18 protein-coding genes, 1 pseudogene and 1 riboswitch are annotated in these 20,454 nt (G+C 42.4%); of the genes and pseudogenes, 5 read left to right on the forward strand and 14 right to left on the reverse strand.

The annotated features are described in order from the left end of the window. Positions 1–49: 49 nt before the first annotated feature. Positions 50–973, forward strand: a complete 924-nt coding sequence (locus A3775_RS03180; protein WP_066423854.1) for an SGNH/GDSL hydrolase family protein — start codon at positions 50–52, stop codon at positions 971–973. Here the strand turns inward: A3775_RS03180 and A3775_RS03185 are convergent. After that, positions 940–1,590: a hypothetical protein gene (locus tag A3775_RS03185; RefSeq protein WP_066381682.1), complete on the reverse strand. Its 651-nt coding sequence runs from the start codon at positions 1,588–1,590 to the stop codon at positions 940–942. The genes A3775_RS03180 and A3775_RS03185 overlap by 34 nt on opposite strands. A 760-nt stretch (positions 1,591–2,350) precedes the next feature. Between A3775_RS03185 and A3775_RS03190 the strand changes: the two genes are divergently transcribed. Then, on the forward strand, positions 2,351–2,899 hold the full coding sequence (locus tag A3775_RS03190; RefSeq protein ID WP_066381683.1) for a pentapeptide repeat-containing protein: 549 nt from the start codon (positions 2,351–2,353) through the stop codon (positions 2,897–2,899). Positions 2,900–3,047: 148 nt separating this feature from the next. Here the strand turns inward: A3775_RS03190 and A3775_RS03195 are convergent, their stop codons facing one another. The 5 genes and pseudogenes from A3775_RS03195 to cobG all read right to left on the reverse strand — a co-directional run. Beyond that, complete coding sequence (locus A3775_RS03195; protein ID WP_066381685.1) at positions 3,048–3,398, reverse strand: hypothetical protein; 351 nt, start codon at positions 3,396–3,398, stop codon at positions 3,048–3,050. A 1,023-nt stretch (positions 3,399–4,421) separates the two neighbouring features. After that, on the reverse strand, positions 4,422–6,143 hold the full coding sequence (gene cobJ / locus A3775_RS03200; protein ID WP_066381687.1) for a precorrin-3B C(17)-methyltransferase: 1,722 nt from the start codon (positions 6,141–6,143) through the stop codon (positions 4,422–4,424). Between the two features lie 145 nt (positions 6,144–6,288). After that, positions 6,289–6,993 (reverse strand): precorrin-2 C(20)-methyltransferase, encoded by a 705-nt coding sequence (locus A3775_RS03205; protein ID WP_066423802.1) that lies wholly within the window; start codon positions 6,991–6,993, stop codon positions 6,289–6,291. Between the two features lie 2 nt (positions 6,994–6,995). Further along, the gene (locus tag A3775_RS24885) at positions 6,996–7,622 is read right to left on the reverse strand and encodes a precorrin-8X methylmutase (RefSeq protein ID WP_231866932.1); all 627 of its coding nucleotides are present in this window, start codon (positions 7,620–7,622) and stop codon (positions 6,996–6,998) included. 87 nt (positions 7,623–7,709) lie between these two features. Further along, positions 7,710–9,119: pseudogene (gene cobG / locus A3775_RS24890) on the reverse strand (precorrin-3B synthase); the annotation flags it as partial. Positions 9,120–9,152: 33 nt separating this feature from the next. After that, positions 9,153–9,292, reverse strand: a riboswitch (cobalamin riboswitch). A 63-nt stretch (positions 9,293–9,355) separates the two neighbouring features. On the opposite strand from cobG, the gene A3775_RS03215 reads away from it, so the two are divergent. The 3 genes from A3775_RS03215 (at position 9,356) to A3775_RS03225 (ending at position 11,527) form a co-directional block, all read left to right on the forward strand. Beyond that, positions 9,356–10,567 carry a bifunctional cobalt-precorrin-7 (C(5))-methyltransferase/cobalt-precorrin-6B (C(15))-methyltransferase gene (locus A3775_RS03215; protein ID WP_066423806.1) on the forward strand — a complete coding sequence of 404 codons (1,212 nt, stop codon included), beginning with the start codon at positions 9,356–9,358 and terminating at the stop codon, positions 10,565–10,567. Positions 10,568–10,601: 34 nt separating this feature from the next. Beyond that, positions 10,602–11,171: a Uma2 family endonuclease gene (locus tag A3775_RS03220; protein ID WP_066423810.1), complete on the forward strand. Its 570-nt coding sequence runs from the start codon at positions 10,602–10,604 to the stop codon at positions 11,169–11,171. A gap of 164 nt (positions 11,172–11,335) precedes the next feature. After that, positions 11,336–11,527, forward strand: a complete 192-nt coding sequence (locus A3775_RS03225; protein WP_066381696.1) for a DUF2795 domain-containing protein — start codon at positions 11,336–11,338, stop codon at positions 11,525–11,527. 168 nt (positions 11,528–11,695) lie between these two features. Here the strand turns inward: A3775_RS03225 and A3775_RS03230 are convergent, their stop codons facing one another. From A3775_RS03230 to ppsA, 8 genes are all read right to left on the reverse strand, one after another. After that, positions 11,696–12,448: a cobalt-precorrin-6A reductase gene (locus tag A3775_RS03230; protein WP_066423812.1), complete on the reverse strand. Its 753-nt coding sequence runs from the start codon at positions 12,446–12,448 to the stop codon at positions 11,696–11,698. A 118-nt stretch (positions 12,449–12,566) separates the two neighbouring features. Next, positions 12,567–12,980, reverse strand: a complete 414-nt coding sequence (locus A3775_RS03235; RefSeq protein ID WP_066381700.1) for a DUF1636 domain-containing protein — start codon at positions 12,978–12,980, stop codon at positions 12,567–12,569. A 273-nt stretch (positions 12,981–13,253) separates the two neighbouring features. Then, positions 13,254–13,520 (reverse strand): hypothetical protein, encoded by a 267-nt coding sequence (locus tag A3775_RS03240; protein ID WP_066381701.1) that lies wholly within the window; start codon positions 13,518–13,520, stop codon positions 13,254–13,256. Between the two features lie 224 nt (positions 13,521–13,744). Next, positions 13,745–14,752 carry a porphobilinogen synthase gene (gene hemB, locus A3775_RS03245; protein ID WP_066423814.1) on the reverse strand — a complete coding sequence of 336 codons (1,008 nt, stop codon included), beginning with the start codon at positions 14,750–14,752 and terminating at the stop codon, positions 13,745–13,747. An 86-nt stretch (positions 14,753–14,838) separates the two neighbouring features. Further along, complete coding sequence (locus tag A3775_RS03250) at positions 14,839–15,333, reverse strand: hypothetical protein (protein WP_066381709.1); 495 nt, start codon at positions 15,331–15,333, stop codon at positions 14,839–14,841. Between the two features lie 463 nt (positions 15,334–15,796). Then, a complete protein-coding gene (locus A3775_RS03255) occupies positions 15,797–17,311 on the reverse strand; it encodes a pyruvate kinase (RefSeq protein WP_066381710.1) in 1,515 nt (504 codons plus the stop codon). Between the two features lie 28 nt (positions 17,312–17,339). After that, the gene (locus tag A3775_RS03260) at positions 17,340–17,864 is read right to left on the reverse strand and encodes a universal stress protein (RefSeq protein WP_066381711.1); all 525 of its coding nucleotides are present in this window, start codon (positions 17,862–17,864) and stop codon (positions 17,340–17,342) included. 129 nt (positions 17,865–17,993) lie between these two features. Beyond that, on the reverse strand, positions 17,994–20,447 hold the full coding sequence (gene ppsA, locus A3775_RS03265; RefSeq protein ID WP_066423816.1) for a phosphoenolpyruvate synthase: 2,454 nt from the start codon (positions 20,445–20,447) through the stop codon (positions 17,994–17,996). Positions 20,448–20,454 lie beyond the last annotated feature (7 nt).

Here is a 20,454-nt window from a genome sequence, read left to right on the forward strand (position 1 = left end):
GGGAGAGAATGACTAATGACTAATGACTAATCACGGAGGTTGTTTACAAGTGAAGTTAGTATTGGTGATCAATTTGGTGCTGGTGGTGGTGTTGGTGGCATTGGAGATAGGATTGCGATCGCTGTTTGGTTTTGGTAATCCTCTGACTTATGTTGCTGATTCCCAAGTCGGTTATTTGTTAGCACCTAATCAACGCACTCGTCGTTTTGGTAAGCGCATTGAGATTAATCAATATTCTATGCGGAGTGCTTCTATATCTCCGACTGTTGCACCCTCGACACGGCGCATTCTACTATTGGGCGACTCAATTGTGAATGGTGGTTGGTGGACTGATCAGACTAATACTATTTCTAGCTTGATGATGGCTAGCTTGTCTCAACATCAGCCTACCGAGGTGCTAAATGCTTCTGCTAATTCTTGGGGGCCAAGAAATGAATTGGCTTATCTCCAGAAATTTGGCACGTTTCAGGCTGAGGTTGTGGTATTGGTGATTAATACCGATGATTTATTTGCTACTGCACCTACTTCTTTACCAGTGGGACGCGATCGCAATTACCCAGATAAAAAACCACCCCTAGCTTTAGTGGAAGTATGGCAGCGTTACGGCAAAAAACAGCCACCGATTCCTGAATTAAAAGCAGTACAGAAAGAATCAGGCGATCGCGTGGGTGTTAACCTAGAGGCAATTGCTCAAATTCAAGCGTTAACTCGGCAAAATAATTGTAAATTCTTGTTGGTGATGACTCCCTTATTGCGAGAAATCGGTGAACCTGGTTCTCGTGATTATGAGATTAAAGCCCGTCAACGTCTCAAGGATTTTACCCAAGCGCAGCAAATTACTTATATCGATTTTCTGCCGATATTTAACGCTAATCCTCAACCACCAGCCTTATACCAAGACCATATTCACCTGAATTTACAAGGTAACAAGTTAGTCAGTCAAGAAATTGAGCGGGCGATCGCTTCACTCTGATTCAGTCTATCATCGTCACGTATCCATAACGCCAAACCTCCCCCACGTCCACGGGCGGCAATCATGTCTTCTGTAATTAAGAAGAAGGCGAAAAAGGGTAATTTACCGATAGATTGGCTGTAAAAATCTTCAGCTTCCACCTTACCCGCCCGAATAGGTTTGTTGTAAATAGTGCGTTCAAATACACTCAGGCACATTTGGTTAAAGTCAAAAGCCAGTATATTTTTCTTCCCTAAATATTTGGTTGGCCCTGTCAGCTTTAATAATATTGCTCCCAATTGTACCTGATTAGCAATTCCCCCTCTATTAAAATCTGCCTCTGGAGTTACACTAAATGAAATATGAATTGTTACCAGTTGCGGCACATACCAACCATTACCTAAAATAATCCCTCCGCGTTGTCTGGCTTTTTTAGTACCCGTGGCAAAACATAACCGCCATTTACCCACCAAAGACTCAAAATTATAAGTTAATCGTTGCTGTTTGGCGGTTTTTTCTGCTGCTAATAAGGCGTTTACTACTTCCTTGGCTGTGGGATTTGTCGCATTTTTTCCGCGATATGCAGCAGCCGCTTGGCATAAAGTGCTAAGAAAATTCTCAGTATTGGTAGCTGTCATGATAATTTAATCTTTTCTTTATTGTTAAATCTTGAAAATAGCAATTATTTGGTAATATTATATGATAATTTGACACTGAGTTGACACCGATGAAATGGTGTCATCGCCTGAGTTTACAGGTGGAAATAAAAAGCGATCGCTTAGATGGTGACTGAGGCGATCGCTTGCAGCTTGATAGAGGAAAATATCAAGTTGACATATTTATCATCAAACCATTTTTTGCTACCGAAAGTTATAAAAAATTTACTAAATATTAAAAGACTTGAAAATTCATGCAATATTATTAACTGACTCGTTTCAAGGATTTTATACAGTATTTTCATATAAATTGTTTTAATAAAACATATTTTGAATGCAAAACATTCAATTAAATAGGTGATTTTTCTTATATCTAAAGAGATAGAGCAACAGATTCATGACTTAGGGACTTCCAGATAAAAAATATCCCAAGTTTAGGGTGCGTCAGAACGCGAAACCCTAGCTATACCAAGAAAATATTCAGACTGACGCACCCTACTAACAGTCGATTTGGATAATTTATTTTTTGCTGTTCCCTTATGCTCTCTAGCTTTTAGCTGTAAAATTAAGTATATTTCTATGAAGTAATTGCGCCGAAGACGAAAAAATTTAGCACAATATAGTTACCATTTTTCACTAAAAATCAAGTCTGGGAAGACTTAACAAATAGTCTTGGGTGTGGTTTGGGTAGTGTGAATTCACAACTAAACACAGATATTTGTCAAAATTGGGAGGTGAAAACATGGATGCTCACAAGCTCCTAGATTCATATACAGCAGGAGAACGAAAATTTGAGCGCGCAAATTTGCATCAAGTCAATCTTTCCGGCACTAATTTAAGTGGTGCCAACTTTGTTGAGGCTGACTTAAGTGGTGCTAACCTGAGTCAAGCTAATTTAGATGGATGTGATTTCAGTCGAGCCAATTTAACTGATGCTGACTTAACTGGCGCGAGCTTAATTGGTGCAAATTTACATGAGGTAAACTTAATTGGAGCCTATTTATGTAGAGCCAACCTTCAAGAAAGTAACCTCAGCCGGGCTGATTTGCGTAGTGCTAACCTAACGATGTCTAACCTACTGGGTGCAAATCTCAGTGAAGCAGAAATGAGTGGTGCTGACTTGAGTAATGCTAATCTCAAGCAAACCACTTTGATTGGTAGTAATATGATTGAGGCAGAACTGAGAGGTGCAGATATCGCCGAGGCAATGGTGACAGAAAAAGAAATGACTGGCACATCTGTACGCATCAGCGTATCCCATAAATGGATAACTTGGGCTGGTTGTCGCTAAATCAATCTCAAACCGGAATATACCAGTAACTATGACTCTAAAAATGCTGAGGCAGTCGCCATAACAGAGTTAACCTTGATTATGGCGACTGCCTTTGATAGTTTTGGCTATCGATGTTGTGAGCCGTGAAGCGATCGCCCATGGAATACTAATACACCAAAGGTGTCACACCTCGCATTTTACGCAAAGAATTGATACAAGCAGGACAATCACAGCCAAATAAATCAACTGCCATATTGCTTTCTTCTACGTTGAAAGCTAACATCGGAGCATCATCACGAGAAAACTCTACTTCTTGTTGATATTGAGGCACTTGAGCTAATACAGAAGACCTAGTACATACTAAACCCACTTTATGTTTATTTCTAATACAAGATAGTTTATCTGTGGTTCTCGCTTGTGCCTCCACAGCTTGCGCTTGATTTACCATAACAGTCATAGACAGTACAGATGCAATCAAGACAGGGCTAGAGAGTAAGCTAAGTATAAATTTGTTCATGGGTGTTTTGGAAAAGTAATCCTGACTCTTCAGAATAATCCGATTAAATTTTACAAAGCATTTTAATGTCTATCAGGAATATTAACAGAAGCAGGTGAGAAATGGGAAATGGAGCCTCAATTTTTCTCCCTTGTCTCAGGGAAGCACTGAGATGATAATCATCTTCATCATCATCAAACTATGGTTTGGATAGAAAAACTGTATTATTTGTGATTGAGGGCTATTTAGCAAGTAAATATTAAGTAGTGGACTGACACGACTAAAATGATGCACAAAGATAATTCAAGATTTCTTGTGGTGCAGGCAAGATGACCATCCCACAAGAGTTTCCTAATGTACTAAATTAGCTGTGTCAGTCCACTACAATCTCAGGTTTACTTTATAAATAATTTCTGAGCGATCGCCATCTTTCATACATCATTTAAGAACTATTTAGTAATCAATCACGTCATCACCTATATCGTCACCGCTATCAACTACTTCGGTTTACACTTTTCAGCAATAAAAAATGTCTGCCTAAGCAGACATTTATGAGGTTTTCTGTCACTTTGATTGGCTACAATCATGTGTTACACATGATATTTTTATTTTTGAACAATTCCAGTAATAAGACAATATATAAAACTGACACAATTAGACATAAACTATGGAATTATATCTGGATTATTTGGTAATTCTATTATAGAAATATACCGAAAATATGTAATTTTTCAGTGTGATTATAGCTAGGGTAAGGAGTTTATTGAAAATTATCTCAACTATAGTTTGAAAACCGTGAATAATTTCGGACAAAAAACACATTTTTACGTCTGAAGTAAATGATAAACTCCTATCAATTTTGATTTATAAAAGTAGAGGTGGTCAGGTTATCAACCCCAGAAACTCCCAGTTCTGGGGTTTTACTTTATTTACTTAAAAACGTCAAATAAAATTGATATTTATCCGCGATGGATTACCATTTTGTGCATTTTACCTTTCATAACTTGTTGAAAAAAATTTCTTTTGCTAGCATGATAATTGGTCTTAATGATATCGACGGGGCGTATAAACAGAGATACTGCCATCACTGCGTTTAATAGTTTGAGTTTGAGACGAACCAACAAGAATTACAGTCCGCATATCGGCGGTATCTGGTGCTAATTCCTCAAGTGTAATTACCCTCACCCTTTGCCCTGGTCTGCCAACATTCCGCGCCAACACCACGGGCGTAGAAGGTTGTCTGTACTGCAATAAAATATTTTTCGCTGCTGCTAATTGCCAAGTGCGCTCTTTTGATATAGGATTATAAAAAGCCATAATAAAATCTGCTTGGGCTGCTGCGGCAATTCGTTGCTCGATAATTGGCCAAGGCTTTAAGATATCAGACAGAGAGATAGCACAAAAATCATGTCCTAAAGGCGCGCCAACGGTAGCGGCGGCGGCTTGCATGGCGGAAATTCCTGGCGCAACGTGAATGTCTATGCTATCCCATTCGGGTTTATGGTGGTGGTGCAGAACTTCAAACACCGCCGCCGCCATTGCATAAATACCAGGATCACCGGAAGAAACCACCGCTACATAGCGTCCGGTAGCTGCTAAATCGAGTGCCATTGTTGCCCGTGCGATTTCTTCGCGGTTGTCTGACTCATGGCGTTGTTTTCCCACCGCCAGAGAACCGACTAAATCTAGATAAGTTTTGTAACCGACTAAATCAGTTGCCGATTTGAGGATGTCTTTAACTTCTGGTGACATCCATTGTAAACCACCGGGGCCAGTACCAATAATTGCTAATCTTCCCTGTGGTTGACCGATGGTGTTCGAGTCGATGGGTTGGGGAGAAATAGCGATCGCCATCTGAGAAGATGAAGCAGTAAGCAGTTTACCAGATGAATTAGTGGCGGCGAGTGCGACAGCTGCGGCGAGGTGATAACCTTGAGATAACAAACTTTCTAGTTGACTGGTGGTGAAAAAGCGAGTCGGTACACCAAAAGCATCAGCTATCTGGTGAATTGCTGGCTGTGCGGCGATGGTGAGGGGTGCAAATATCCCAGCTATAGATGCAGGTGCAAGTTGAGCCTCGGTGAGTAACTGTTGGATAGAGTCTAGAGTAACAGAATTGTCAGAGATGGCGATCGCCAGATTTTTGGGATGATAAACTAAACAGTTAGCTGTCGTAGTCACACAGCGTTCTGTGACAGTAATAGTTAAATTACCATGAGAGTCAAAAGGTAACTGACTATGACTTAACCAAGGTGCAATTCCTTCTAGTTTTACCTGTTCCCCTGCTAACAAGTCAGAAATAAATTTTTTCGCATCATCTGGGTTAGCTAAATGATATTCAGGCGGAGGAGATAACAAAGCAGTACGAAACCGAATATCACCTGTAGTAGTAATAGCTGCTTGAGTATCCAACACCTCAGCAATACGCCGTGCTAAATCATTTACCCCATTTAGTCCCCCCAACAGAGGCACAACCGCGCTACCATCTTCAGCCACAGCTAACAGAGGCGGTTCTTGACGTTTATCAGAAATCAGAGGTGCTAAAGTTCTGATGAGAATACCCGCCGCACAAATACCAATTAACGGCGTACCCTCCGCGAACAATTCCCGCAGTGTGTCACCGAAATTAGTAAAGCTAACATCAACCTGTGAGGTGCGCCCTGCTAACCCGTATAGCGTCGCCCCTGGTAAGACGGTGATAATTTTCCGGGCTAGTGCTACACTATTTTGACTTAATACAACAACGGCAGGTGCAACCTTCTTCATGGGAGTTCTTGAACTTTAGAATAGATATCTTAATACAAAACCAAAACTCCGCGTACCTCTGCGCTTACCTCTGCGTGACTCTGCGTTTAAAATACAGGAAAATAATTGAACGCAGATAAACGCAGATAAACGCGGATGAAAAATTTTACAGTCGATTTTTAGTAGGTATGACAATCATCGCAAAATAAGGGACTTCCGCCGGGTTAACCTCATCTAAGGGTATAATTCTCTGCTGTCCCATTGTTGCCCGTTCAATATATAATGCCCGTGAAGCTAACCCTAATTGATGCAGGATATCTCGCACTTTGGTAAAATGACGGCCGAGTTTCATAATGGCGGCGGCATCGGTGGTTAGTAGTTGTGAAATTAGTTCTTCGGCTGGCAGTGGCGCAGGTAACACAGTCAGGATATCATTGTAATAGGTGAACGGTACACCCAAAGCCACTGGACAAGCCATTAATGATGATACTCCGGGAACTACTTCTGTTTGGTACTGTTCTGATAAACGTGTGAATACATACATGAATGAACCGTAAAAAAACGGGTCGCCTTCACACAATACTACTACATCCCGTCCGGCTGCTAAATGTTCGGCGATGGGTGCAATTTCTTGGTCGTATATTTCCTTGGCTTTCTCTGGTTCTAAGGCGCGGGGGAGGTGAAAACCTACTTCGATTTGTTCGCCTGTGAGATACTGGGCAACAATTCCCCTGGCTATACTCTCTTTATCGGTGGCTGATTGATACGCCACTACAGGCGCACTACGTAATAACCGCAGGGCTTTTAGTGTCAATAATTCTGGATCTCCTGGCCCTACACCAATACCGTAAAGGCGACCTTTGGCTGTCATGATTATTCTTCCTCCGTTGCCAGGGCGTTAACTGCGGCGGCTGCGATCGCACTCCCTCCCCGCCGTCCATGTAAAGTGATAAATGGCACATTGCGGCTATCTGCTGCCAATGCGGCTTTTGATTCGGCTGCACCCACAAACCCCACGGGAAAACCTAAAATTACCGCCGGTTTAGGCACACCTGCATCTAACATTTCCAGTAATCTAAATAATGCTGTCGGTGCATTGCCAATGGCGACAACTGCGCCTTCTAGATGCGGTTTCCATAATTCTAAAGCTGCCGCCGACCTCGTATTACCCAACTTTTGCGCTAGTTGTGGCACTTCTGGCTCATTCAGGGTGCAGATAACTTGATTGTTCGCAGGTAAACGTTTTCTGGTCACGCCGTCCGCTACCATGCGACAATCACATAAAATCGGTGCGCCAGCTGCTAATGCTTTTCTCCCCGACTCTACCGCCGTTGGTGAATATCCTAAGTCGGTGACAATATCCGTCATTCCACAGGCATGAATTAGCCTTACAGCAACTTTTGCTACATCTGCTGGGAGTATATCTAGATTGGCTTCGGAGCGAATAATGGCAAAGGAATTACGATAAATTTCATTAGCATCACGGATGTAGTCAGTCATGGAGTTCGGGCGTGAGAATAACTGTTGTAGTTGCACTGGTGCGTAGCGGTTGGTAAATTCTCCGAAAGTTTCCGATGAATTTAAACGTTCATTTTTATACACGTTTAACATCTGCTCGATGAGGGCGGGTAAGTCGGTAAACAGCACATCATGATAAAGTTCACGACCAAATTTTTGATCACTGTCTCCGTCTCCTACATAAACTTGATAGTGTTCCTCACTCACACCTAGTAAAGCAATATCACTTTTACTATGCTGGGCGCAGGATTTTTCACAGCCGCTCAAGTGAATATTTACCGGATGTTCTAGGTTAACATGAGATTGCAGATACTCTGCTAATGTCAGCGCATGAGTTTTGGTGTCTGTCGCCGCAGATGCACACCCATGTTTACCAGAACAAGCTACTAAGCCACTTTTGATGTTAGTTGCTGAGAAATCTAATTTTAATTCAGTAATTTGTCTTTGAACATCCGTGAGTTTGTCTTGGGGAATGTCTGTTAATAGTACATTCTGCCACGGGCTAAGTCGCAGTGTTCCACTACCGTATTTTTCGGCTAGGTGGGCTAAACCTCTGAGTTGTTCGGTTTCTAAGCGTCCCAGGGGTAAGACTACGCCGATGTAATATAGTCCTGGTTGGCGTTGGGGATGTATCCCTATGTGGTGATATCGGTTGTTTGATTTCTCTGTGGGGGGGATGGGGTGTTTTCTGGTTAATTTAAATGGTAGTTGTTGCTGGGCTTGTTTTAGGTAATTATCTAAGCCTAGATGGTTGATTATTTGTTTTAGTCTGGGTTTGCGTTGAAAATTTGGTTTAATTGTTTCACGCAGAGGCGCAGAGGAGGACACTTGCGTGGGCGGCTTTGCCGACTTGAGCAAAGTGTCCGTCGCGCAAAGGGGATAAGAGTTGGTTAGATAGGTGTTGGTTAAGGCGGTGAGAGTTGGTAGGGTTTGTTCTGGTAAGATGATGATTTCTGTTTCGGTGGTTAGGTGGAGGCGGAAGTATGTTGTAGAATTTATGGTGATGGCTTTTAGTGTGATGTCGTTTAGGCGATCGCTCACTGAAACTATGCCGCCTCCATCAAAACAGATGCTAAATTTGGGCGAGAGTTGCGCTAATTCGCTATGTTCGGTGATGTATTTGTCCCAGACTTGCACTAAGGGGCGGGTATCGATGATTTCTTGGGGATCAATACCTGCTGTGGGACTTGTCATTATATTCCGAATTTGGTCTACTTCTGGGTTGGTAGAGCCTATTCCTAAGTTTTGCAGGTGTTTTAGGTCTTCTGCTGTTATATCTTGGCGAATTTCTCGGATTTGCAGGTTGGCACGGTTGGTTATGTCTACATACCCACCGCCATATCTATCGGCAATATCTGCGATCGCTTGACTTTGTTTACTATTGATGATTCCACCTGCTATCCTAATACGTGATAGAATTCCATCTTGGGCAGGTGTGGCATAAAATAAACCAGGACAAGGTGTAGTTCCAGATTGCAAGGCTCAAGCTCCTTCCCCGTGCGACGCAGGGAGTAGATGGTAAACTCTTGAGGTTGGCATTCTGACTCAAAAACTTTTTGTGTTTTTATTACAGCTGCGGCACAGTCCCGGAATCTCACCAGAGTTTCCCAATCTCAAGCTTTGCTAGTTTAGCATGAGTCGTGGGGTTTTGAGGGGGAGTTTTTGAAACGCAAAGGGGCGCGGAGGTAAACGCGGAGGGGCGCGGAGAATTAGTTATGGTTGGGAAGTGGCTTTCTGTTGTGGGTGTGGGTGAGGATGGGTTGCAGGGGTTGGGGGCGATCGCTTGTTCTTTGGTGGCTGAGGCTGAGATTATTGTGGGGGGGGAGCGTCATCTGGCTATGTTAGGAAAGGATGACGCACGGGAGAAGTTAGTTTGGTGTTCTCCTATTAGTGGTTCGGTTGAAGCTATTTTGAAGCTTCGCGGTCGGTCGGTTTGTGTGTTGGCTAGTGGTGATCCTTTGTGTTATGGTATTGGTGTTACTCTGTTACGTCGTGTTCCTATCTCGGAAATGACGATTATTCCTGCACCGTCGGCTTTTAGTCTGGCTTGTGCTAGGTTGGGATGGTCTTTGACTGAGGTGGAAACTTTAAGTTTATGCGGTCGTCCTCCGGCTTTGCTTCAGTGTTATATTTATCCGGGGGCGCGGTTGTTGATTTTGAGTGCAGGGAAAAGTACGCCGGGTGTGGTGGCGGAAATTTTGACAACGCGCGGTTTTGGTAGTAGTCACATCTCTGTTTTGGAACGGATGGGCGGTGTTCATGAGAGAATGGTGACGGGCATAGCTGCAAGTTGGCAGGAAACGGATATTGCAGATTTAAATGCGATCGCTGTCCATTGTATTGCTGATGCTGGGGTTTTACCTTTATCTAGATTACCAGGTTTACCAGATGAAGCTTATCATCATGATGGACAGCTAACTAAACGGGAAGTGAGGGCGGTGACTCTCTCTAGTTTAGCACCGACACCAGGACAATTACTTTGGGATGTGGGGGCTGGTTGTGGTTCGATATCTATAGAATGGATGCGAACTCATCCCCGATGTCAGGCGATCGCTATTGAACAAAATTCCACTAGGCTACAATATATTGCTGATAATGCCACAGCTTTGGGTACTCCCAACTTAAAAATTATCGCTGGAAAGTCACCCTCAGCCCTGAAAGATTTACCCACACCAGACGCTATCTTCATTGGTGGTGGAGTCACAGCCGATGGTTTATTTGATATTTGTTGGCAAGCATTACGCCCAGGTGGACGTTTAGTTGCTAACGTTGTCACTATCGAAGGTGAGCAGACATTATTTCAATGGTATCAGAAAGTGGGCGGCAGTTTCACCCGTATTGCTATTCAACGGGCTGAACCCATTGGGAAATTTTTAGGTTGGCGGGCAATGGCTCCTGTTACACAATGGATAGTAGTCAAAGATTAATTCAAGTGCTTTCATTTTGAATTTTAACTTAACTATGATTGCTTCCCCCCAAGAAAACTACCTGACTCCTGAAGAATACCTCCAAATGGAGGAGGAAAGCTCTATCAAACACGAATACATCAATGGCTACATCTACGCAATGGCGGGAGCTAGTGACCCTCATGTTACCATTGCTCTCAACCTTGCTATACTTCTCCGTAGCCATGTACGCGGTTCTGGTTGTCGTGTTTACATCTCTGACATGAAAGCCCGAATTGAGTCGCTAAATCGATACTACTATCCTGATGTTATGGTAACTTGTGACCAAAGAGATGAGGAAACATCTGTTTATAAGAGATTTCCCTGTTTAATTGTGGAAGTTTTATCTGATTCTACTGAAGCTTTTGATAGAGGTGATAAATTCGCTGATTATCAAGAAATTGTTACCCTACAAGAATACGTTTTAATCAATACTAAACGTCAGCGAGTTGAATGTTTTAGACGCAATGAACAAGGCTTGTGGGTTTTGCAAACTTATACATTGCAAAACAATTTTTTCCAACTCAACAGTATTAATTTTGAGGGGAAAATGGCTGAGATTTACGAGGATGTAGTTTTTCAATAATGCTGAGATTGCTATTAATTATTAGTTGATAATTTACCAAAATGAATATATAGAAAAGCACAAATATTTAGAAGTTAAAGTTATATCTCTCGGTAGATAATAATAGAGAGTAATTGCCAATAGCCTAGATGTATAAAACAAGCAAATTACATAGAGGTTAAGTCATGGCTGTATCTGCGGTAGATATTTCTAGAAATCTCAGTGGCATGGATTTTCCAGGAAATAAACAAGATTTAATCAATCATGCCAGACAGAAAAATGCTAGTCAGGAGATAATCGAAACCCTGCAAAAAATGCCAGAACGGGAATATAACAATATGGCAGACGTAGAACAAGCGTTTGGAGAAGTTAGATAATTTTTGCATGAGTTAGTGTCTTGCTTGGTTAATTCATTCAGCAATTTTCTGACTGTGGCACAATCTTAGACACAATTTATCAGACAGTCCCGTTCTGAAACATCATCATGTTCTTCCTGATTATTTAATTTCCACCTAGGAAGAACATGGACTATTTAATCTGATTATTTATTTTTGACTGTGTAGTTGTTCAAGTAGCCAAGCCACCGCAGTATCAACATCTGCTACTTGTTCACCGGGTGGTGTGACAGGACGTTGAATTATTACTACTGGGATATTCAACTCTCGCGCCGCAATAATCTTGGCGTAGGTGGCATTTCCACCGCTATTTTTACTGACGATAATATCAATATTATGTTGAATTAAAATTTCCCGTTCATTATCCAATGCAAAGGGGCCGCGATCGCACAATATCATTCCTGGTGGTACTAAAGCATCAGCCCCAGGCGGGTCAATCATCCGCATCAAAAACCAAATATCTTTAAGATGGGCAAAAGCGGCTAATTCTTGCCTACCAACCGTTAAAAATACCCGTTTGGCTTGGTTTTCTAAAACAGATGCGGCTGAGACATGACTATCAACATCAATCCAGCGATCGCCAGCTACCTGTTCCCAAGCCGGACGAATTAACATTAATCTGGGTATCCCTACTTCCTGTGCAGCCGTCGCCGCATTCCAGGTAATCTGATTAGCAAAGGGATGAGTCGCATCTATGAGGACATCAACTTGCATCTGACGTAAATACTCAGCCAGTCCAGACGCACCACCAAACCCACCAACCCGCACATTACCAGCCGGGAGAGTAGGATCACGAGTGCGACCGGCTAAAGATGCTATAACTTCCATACCTGGAATAGTAGCAACTCTAGCAACCAGTTCCGCCGCATCTCCAGTACCACCCAGAATTAAAACACGCAACATTAGTTATTAGTCATTAGTCATTAGTTATTAGTCATTAGTTATTAGTCATTAGTTATTAGTCATTAGTTATTAGTCATTAGTTATTCTCCCTCATCTCCCTCATCTTCCTCATCTCCCTCTACTCCCCTTTTCCCATACCTAAAGCCGGAATTCTCGCCAAAATGCCTTTCTTTAAAGGTTCAGGACGTTCTGACCAAGGTAGTAACCCATCAGACTTAGCATAATATTTACTAGCACATTCCAAAACCGCAGAGGCACAGTCATCTACAGTCAAATCACCAAACATATAAGTCAACTTACCAGCACCAGCAAAAGCCACCACACAGGAACGGTTGCAAGCACTCATACATTCAACAGCTTCGATAGGAAACTCATCTCGTAATTCCCAACTTTGCGCCAACTCCTGCAACTGACGTAAAAGTTTTTCGCCACCACTTTCACCGACACGCTTACCATCTTGCCAAACACTAGCACAGGTTTTACAAACAAATAACCGATGAGAAACAGTATCCAGAGAATCGCCAGTAATCATCCATACCTCGCAGATGTATAGAAAAATTAATTATACCTTCACCCACACACTCAAAAAAACTCCGCGTTCCTCCGCGTTTACCTCCGCGCCCCTCCGCGTTTAAAAAAATACCAAGGGTAGAAAACCTCTACCCTGAAAATTCCATAAATCACAGAACGACCGCACATAACCTAGCTGTGTGCGGTCGTATTGTCAAGAATACTTGTCAGGCAAGAATTTTATTCACTGGTAAAGTTAAGTGCCGTTACTATCCCATCTCTTGACTGAGGTGACTTAATATCCCCCTGTACCACCGCCAGTTCTTCCAGTATATGGGTAGTAGTAGTAGCCACCGCAATAATAGTACGGTGGGCATTGACTGCCTCCTGAAGGTTGTCCGGTTGGGGGTTGTCCTCCGGGGAATTGTCCGGTTGGGGGTTGTCCTCCGGGGAATTGTCCGGTTGGGGGTTGTCCTCCGGGGAATTGTCCGGCTGATAGCAACTGTTGTTGCTCATTAGATAATTCTATCAGTAGCTCAGGTTGGTTGATTTTAACTGACATAATTGTTTACCTCACTTACGTAATTAGGTAAAAGTTACCTAATGTTTTAAATGCTAAGAATCCTTTGTCAGAAATTCATAAATCTAAAGGTAGAATCAGATTATGCCTTGACGGCCACAAGAAGTAATTTTTCGGTGATTAGCCCTATATCATCAGACTTACATAGATTATTTTTGACAAGTAAAATTCTTCGTGGGTAGAAAACCTCTACCCTGAAAACTACCTCAAACCAACATCAAAGCCACATCCTTAGCAAAATACGTCAAAATCAAATCAGCACCAGCACGTTTCATACTGGTTAAACTTTCCAGAATAACTTTTTTCTCATCAATCCAACCATGCTGTGCGGCCGCCTTAATCATGGCATACTCCCCACTCACATTATAAGCTGCTACAGGCAGATGCGTATATTCACGTAGTTGATGGATAATATCAAGATAAGCTAAAGCAGGTTTCACCATCACAATATCTGCACCTTCAGCAATATCTAATTCCACTTCTTTGATAGCTTCTCTAGCGTTAGCTGCATCCATTTGATAAGTCTTTTTATCCCCAAATTTGGGGGCAGAATCTAAAGCATCACGGAAGGGGCCATAATAAGCCGAAGCGTACTTAGCAGAATATGCGAGAATCCCTACATCATAATAGCCGGCAGCATCCAAAGCGCGACGAATTGCCCCGACTCTACCATCCATCATATCGGAAGGTGCAACCAAATCAGCCCCGGCTGCTGCTTGGGAAAGTGCCATTTTTACCAACACTTCTACAGTCGGGTCATTTAAAATAATACCCTTGTCATCGACTAAACCATCATGACCGTGAGTGGTGAAGGGATCAAGGGCAACATCTGTAATAACGACGATTTCGGGAACTGTTTGTTTAATAGCTTTGACAGTACGCTGTACCAGTCCGTCTGGGTTATGGCTTTCTGTGCCTGTGTCATCTTTGAGATGTTCTGAGATGACAGGGAAAAGTGCGATCGCATTAATTCCCAAATCAAAAGCTTGTTGTACTTCTGACAGTAATAAATCCAGGGAATAGCGATAACACCCAGGCATCGAAGCAATTTCAACTTTTTGCTGTTCTCCCTCCATGACGAATAGTGGATAAATCAAGTCATTCACAGTCAGCGTTGTTTCTTGCACCATACGCCGTAAAGCAGTTGTACGGCGCAAACGACGGGGACGATAAATTAATCTGTCGGTTTTAACTTGAGAATCTTCAACTGTCATCGTGCAAATCTTTATGAGATTGATAATGATTATCATCTCATAAAAGCCCAGTCAGTATGATGTCGTGATCAGCCTGTCAAAGTTTGTTAAAATCGCAAGCCTACACCACCTTGAACAGAAACAGCCGTACCACCGCCATTACGGTAAGCATCAAAAGCGATAATGGCGTTACCAAAAAACACGGTATTACTGTTAGGCACAGCGTAATCAATACCTGGCTGTAAGGCAAAACTCATTTTGTTACCTACAGGAGAAGCACTTTCACCACCAGTTAATACTAAACCTGCGCCTAAGTAAGCATCAGTTTGCCAATTCAGAGGAATGTCATAGGATACTGTGGGGACAACTGCTGTATTCTGACCGATTAAAGCTTGAGCGCGAAAAGAAATTGGTGCTTCTAAAAGTTTGTAGCGAAAAGCCAACACCCCACCTACTTGAATACCATCAGTCATACCGACAGTAGGGCCAATACCTACATAACTACCATAGGCTACTTGAGCTTGGGCTGGGCGAGTGTTAATAGCTAAACTCAAGATTGAACTTGTTGCCACAGCAGCAACTAAATGAGGTATAAACTTCATCACCTGACTGACTCCTCACTCCGTCTTTAATGAAACAAGTTTAGCATTCGGTGTGGGAAGTCCCTCAGTAAACTGGTGAGCTTCTACCAACAGACTGAGGAATTTAAAAAATCTGCCAAAATGGCAACTACAATCAAATTTTCTCAGTTAAGTTATATAGAAGATAAACGACTTCCAAGATGTGGTTGTCAGGGGCTACCAAGTTATCCACATCTTTTTATCAAACATGATTTAGTAAATACAATTATGTAGAATTCATTGGCAATTTAAACAATTAAACTTGGCATTTGCCACAACAGGGATGACTTTGTATTGGTTTTGTCATTAACCTCCTATTAGCCCCCCAAAATAAATGACAAAAACTATACAAGTGCCTAACCGCTACAGTGGCAAATGGCAGAGTGGGAGATGAAAGCGATTGATATGCTTTCTCCCACTCTTTTTTTATCTTTAGGCTAAATATTCACCAGGAATGCAAGGCGCGTAATTGTGGAGTTTTCTTAACTTGATGTGCTTGCATTCTCGTCAGCACATCGTCTAAAATTTCGACGGCATCAACGATATAAGCTCCTTTATTTAACATCACACATTCTGCCCGTTCTGCCATTGCTGCATCTGTCATTTCTGCTCGTGATGGCATACCATTTTTCACGAGGTTTTCTAAGACTTGGGTAGCCCAAATTACGGGGACATGAGCAGCTTCACATAGCCATAGAATTTCTTCTTGAATTTCTGCTAGACGTTGGTAGCCAATTTCAACGGCTAAGTCTCCTCTAGCAATCATAATTCCAAAGGGTTGTTTACCTGCGGCTTGCACTATTAATTCTGGGAGGTTGGTGACAGCTAGGGGTGTTTCTATTTTGGCAACAATCGCCGGTATAGGTGCATTTTTTGGTAATCTAGCCTCTAACTCTCCTTGCAAAATCTCAATATCCTCTGGTTTCTGCACAAAAGAATAGCCGATAATATCAATATTATCGGCGTTAGCAGTTATAAAATCTAAATCTTGTCGATCTTTATCAGTTAATGGACTAAGATTTAAATCTGTGTAAGGAAAGTTAATACCTTTATCGGGACGGAGTTTTTCACCTTTGGGGCGTGTATGGGTAATTTTTAACCATACTCCTTCCGGTGCGATCGCCTCTACAACTGCACCAATATGACCATCGTCAATCCATACTGTAGCACCAACTTCTAGCCGTTCTAATACTTCCGGTAATGTACAGTTTGCCTGGAAACAAACCGAGTCAATGGTAGTTGGTAAATCACGGGTAAGTAACAAAGACTCACCTCGGTAAATACGTTGTTTAGCTTGGGGTGCAATGGCGTATTGCAGGCGAATTTTAGGCCCGCTTAAATCCATGAAGATTTTGCAAGGACGACCCATTTCTGATTGTGCTAAACGTACATGATCAATCATCGCTGACCATTCTTTCGATGTATCATGGGCGCAGTTAATTCTGACACAATCTGTACCGCAATGGATGAGATTTCTGACAAAATCATAATTGCTGGCGGCTTGTGTGGGCAATGTCACCATGATTCTTACCCGGCGATGACTTAAGGTTTTGCCGAATAACTCCTCAGTGTTCTGCTTGAGTAAGCGATCGCCTTCAAAAAATGCTTCTACAGGTGGATGACTATCCGATTGCTCATGACAAACGGCGGCTAAAGTTGCAATCACCGCATCTAAATTAGCCATGACTCTGGCTTCAATTCTTCCCAAAGAAGATACACCCCAAGGCATTAAAGCAGCTTGTAAAGGTCTTAAATCATGTCGTCGCAATGCTAAGTAGTAAGCTAAGTTCAGACTGCTATCAATAAAAGCTGGGCGTTGAATATGCGATCGCCATTCTTGAAAAAGTGCCTGACCTTCTTGATACACTGATTGACGCAGTTCTCGCAAATGAGCCAGTAAAGTTTGAGGATGTGATAACTCTGTGGCTAAATATGGAGGTTGTAAGTTAGTGGATGACATAACAATTCAAAATTAAGACATCAATTGTTTAATTAACTGTGGGTGTGTCCACAGAAGTTGGTGTATTTTCCGGAATTTTGCCTTGAACTGTTAACACAGAACAGGGTGCATGATGTAAGACATAATTACTCACACTACCCAGGAAAAATTCACTTAATCCACTGAGTCCCCGACGACCTAAAACAATTAATTCCGCATTCCAACTGCGAGCAATTTGACAGATAATCCGGCTAGGTTCGCCTAATTCTTGGGTGAAATCAGATGTTATCCCTTTAGCGATCGCCTGATTATTTAATAATGTTAAAAACTCAATTCCTGCCAGCTTTAAAGTTTCCCATTGATTGACATAATATTCCACCTTATCAGCCTGATAATCGTCATAGACACTGTATGTTTCCATTGCGGAAGAGTTAAGATAATCTTCCTCAAAAGGAGAAATAACGTGTAACAACAACAATTCTGCATGAGTTGCTGTGGCTAAAGTCAGAGCGTGGTCAAAAACCTGTTGACCAACTTCATTGTTGTTCAGAGCAACTAAAATTCTGTTAAACATAGTGTAGTCATTAGTTATTAGTCGTTAGTCATTAGTCAGTAGGGGCGGGTTTACCAGATAATCTGTAGAGCCATCATAATTCTGAGTAAACCCGCCCGTACATTAGTCATCAGAAAAATGGGTCTGATGTTAATTACCCTGTTCGGCGGCGGCGATTTCTAACATGGTTTTGAGGACAGAATCAGGGTTAAGACTAATAGAATCAATCCCTAGTTCGACTAAGAAACGGGCAAATTCTGGGTAATCACTAGGTGCTTGACCGCAAATACCAATTTTACGTCCATATTCTTTGACAGTGGCGATCGCTTTCCCTATCATCCTCTTAACAGCTTCATCTCGTTCATCAAATAAATGGGCGACTAATTCCGAATCTCGGTCTAGTCCGAGTGTCAACTGTGTCAGGTCATTAGAACCAATCGAGAACCCATCAAAGACTTGACAAAATTCGTCGGCTAACTGCACGTTACTGGGTAACTCACACATAACGTAGACTTGTAAGCCATTTTTTCCCCGCACTAAACCATGTTGTTCCATCTCAGCTAACACCCGTCGTCCTTCGTTGGGGGTGCGACAGAAAGGAATCATTAAAATTACATTGGTTAAACCCATCTCATCCCGTACCCGCTTCATGGCTTGACACTCTAGGGCGAAACCTTCACGGTAACGAGGATCATAATAGCGAGAAGCACCACGCCAGCCAATCATCGGGTTTTCTTCTTGGGGTTCAAATTGCTTACCACCCAATAAATTCGCGTATTCGTTACTCTTGAAGTCAGAGAGGCGCACAATTACAGGTTTGGGATAGAAAGCTGCGGCGATAGTAGCAATACCTTGGGCGAGTTTATCTACAAAGAATTGGGCTTTATCTGCGTATTGGGCGGTTAACTCGGCGATTTTGTATTTCGCCAATTCGTCATCTAACTCATCAAAATGAATCAATGCTAGAGGGTGGGCTTTGATGTGGTTATTAATGATAAATTCCATCCGTGCCAAACCCACACCATCATTAGGAATATTAGTCAAACCAAAAGCTTCTTCAGGGTTGCCCAAATTCATCATAATTTGGGTGTGGGTGCGGGGCAATTTCTCTAGGGGAACTTCATTAATTTCGTAAGGTAATAAACCCGGATAAACTTTACCTGTTTCCCCTTCCGCACAGCTAACTGTAATTTCTTGACCAGTTTTTAAAACTGTCGTGGCGTTACCGCATCCCACTATCGCCGGAATTCCTAACTCTCTGGCAATAATCGCCGCGTGACAAGTTCTACCGCCGGAGTTAGTGACAATTGCACTGGCACGTTTCATAATGGGTTCCCAGTCTGGGTCTGTGCGGTTGGTGACTAACACTTCACCGGGTTGAAACTGACCAATTTGATGCACATCAAGAATAACTCTGGCTTTACCTTGTCCGATCATTTCCCCAACGCTACGACCAATTACCACAGGTTTGGGTTGTTCTTCAAGTTTCCCTTGTAATCGATAGTTACGCAGTACGTTTTTAGTTTTCTGAGATTGCACTGTTTCAGGACGGGCTTGTACTATAAATAATTCATTAGTCAAGCCGTCTTTAGCCCATTCAATATCCATTGGTGTGTAGACACCACGGACTTGAGAATAATGTTCTTCAATTATGCAAGCCCAGTTACCCAATTGTAAAATTTCGTCGTCGTTGAGGGCGAAAACATGACGTTCTGAAGGTGCAACAGCAACATTTTTCGTCAATTTTGAGCCACCTAGGTCATAAACCATTTTAATTTCTTTGCTGCCGAGGCGTTTTTCAATAATTGAACGGTATCCTTGTTGCAGTGTGGGTTTAAAAACTAAATATTCGTCGGGGTTAACTGCGCCTTGAACCACGTTCTCACCTAAGCCATAGGCGGCGGTAATCAAAGCCGCATCTTTAAAACCTGTTTCGGTGTCGATGGAGAACATCACGCCAGAGGTAGCTAAGTCAGAACGTACCATTTTCTGCACGCCGACGGATAGGGCTATGTTAAAATGGTCAAAGCCTTTGATTTGGCGGTAGGAAATAGCGCGGTCAGTAAAGATAGACGCAAAGCATTTATGGCAGGATTCCAGAACAGCTTGCAAGCCGTGGACGTTTAAGTAGGTTTCTTGTTGTCCGGCAAAGCTAGCATCGGGTAAGTCTTCGGCGGTAGCACTAGAACGTACAGCCACATCGGTATCTGCACCATACTCTTGACACAGCTTTTCATAAGCAGCTGCGATCGCATCCTGTAAGTCTTGCGGAAATGGCGTTTGCAGCATTAACAATCTTGCTTGCTTACCACACTGGCGCAGATTGTTCACATCTTCGACATCTAAATTTGCAAAAATATCTCTTAGTTGTTTTTCTATACCTGCGGCTGAAATGAAATATCTATAAGCATAAGCAGTTGTAGCGAATCCAGTCGGAACTTTTACGCCTTTGCGTCGTAGTTGCTGAATCATTTCCCCCAAAGAAGCATTTTTCCCCCCAACTAAGGGTATGTCTGCAATCCCGACGTGGTTGAAATGTAATACTAAAGCTTGTTCTCTGGAAAATGAATTGTCCGTTGGTCGATTTAGCAGGATGTTAACCATGTTTGAT

This window comes from Anabaena sp. 4-3 (genome assembly GCF_001597745.1).
Taxonomy (GTDB): Bacteria; Cyanobacteriota; Cyanobacteriia; order Cyanobacteriales; family Nostocaceae; genus Trichormus.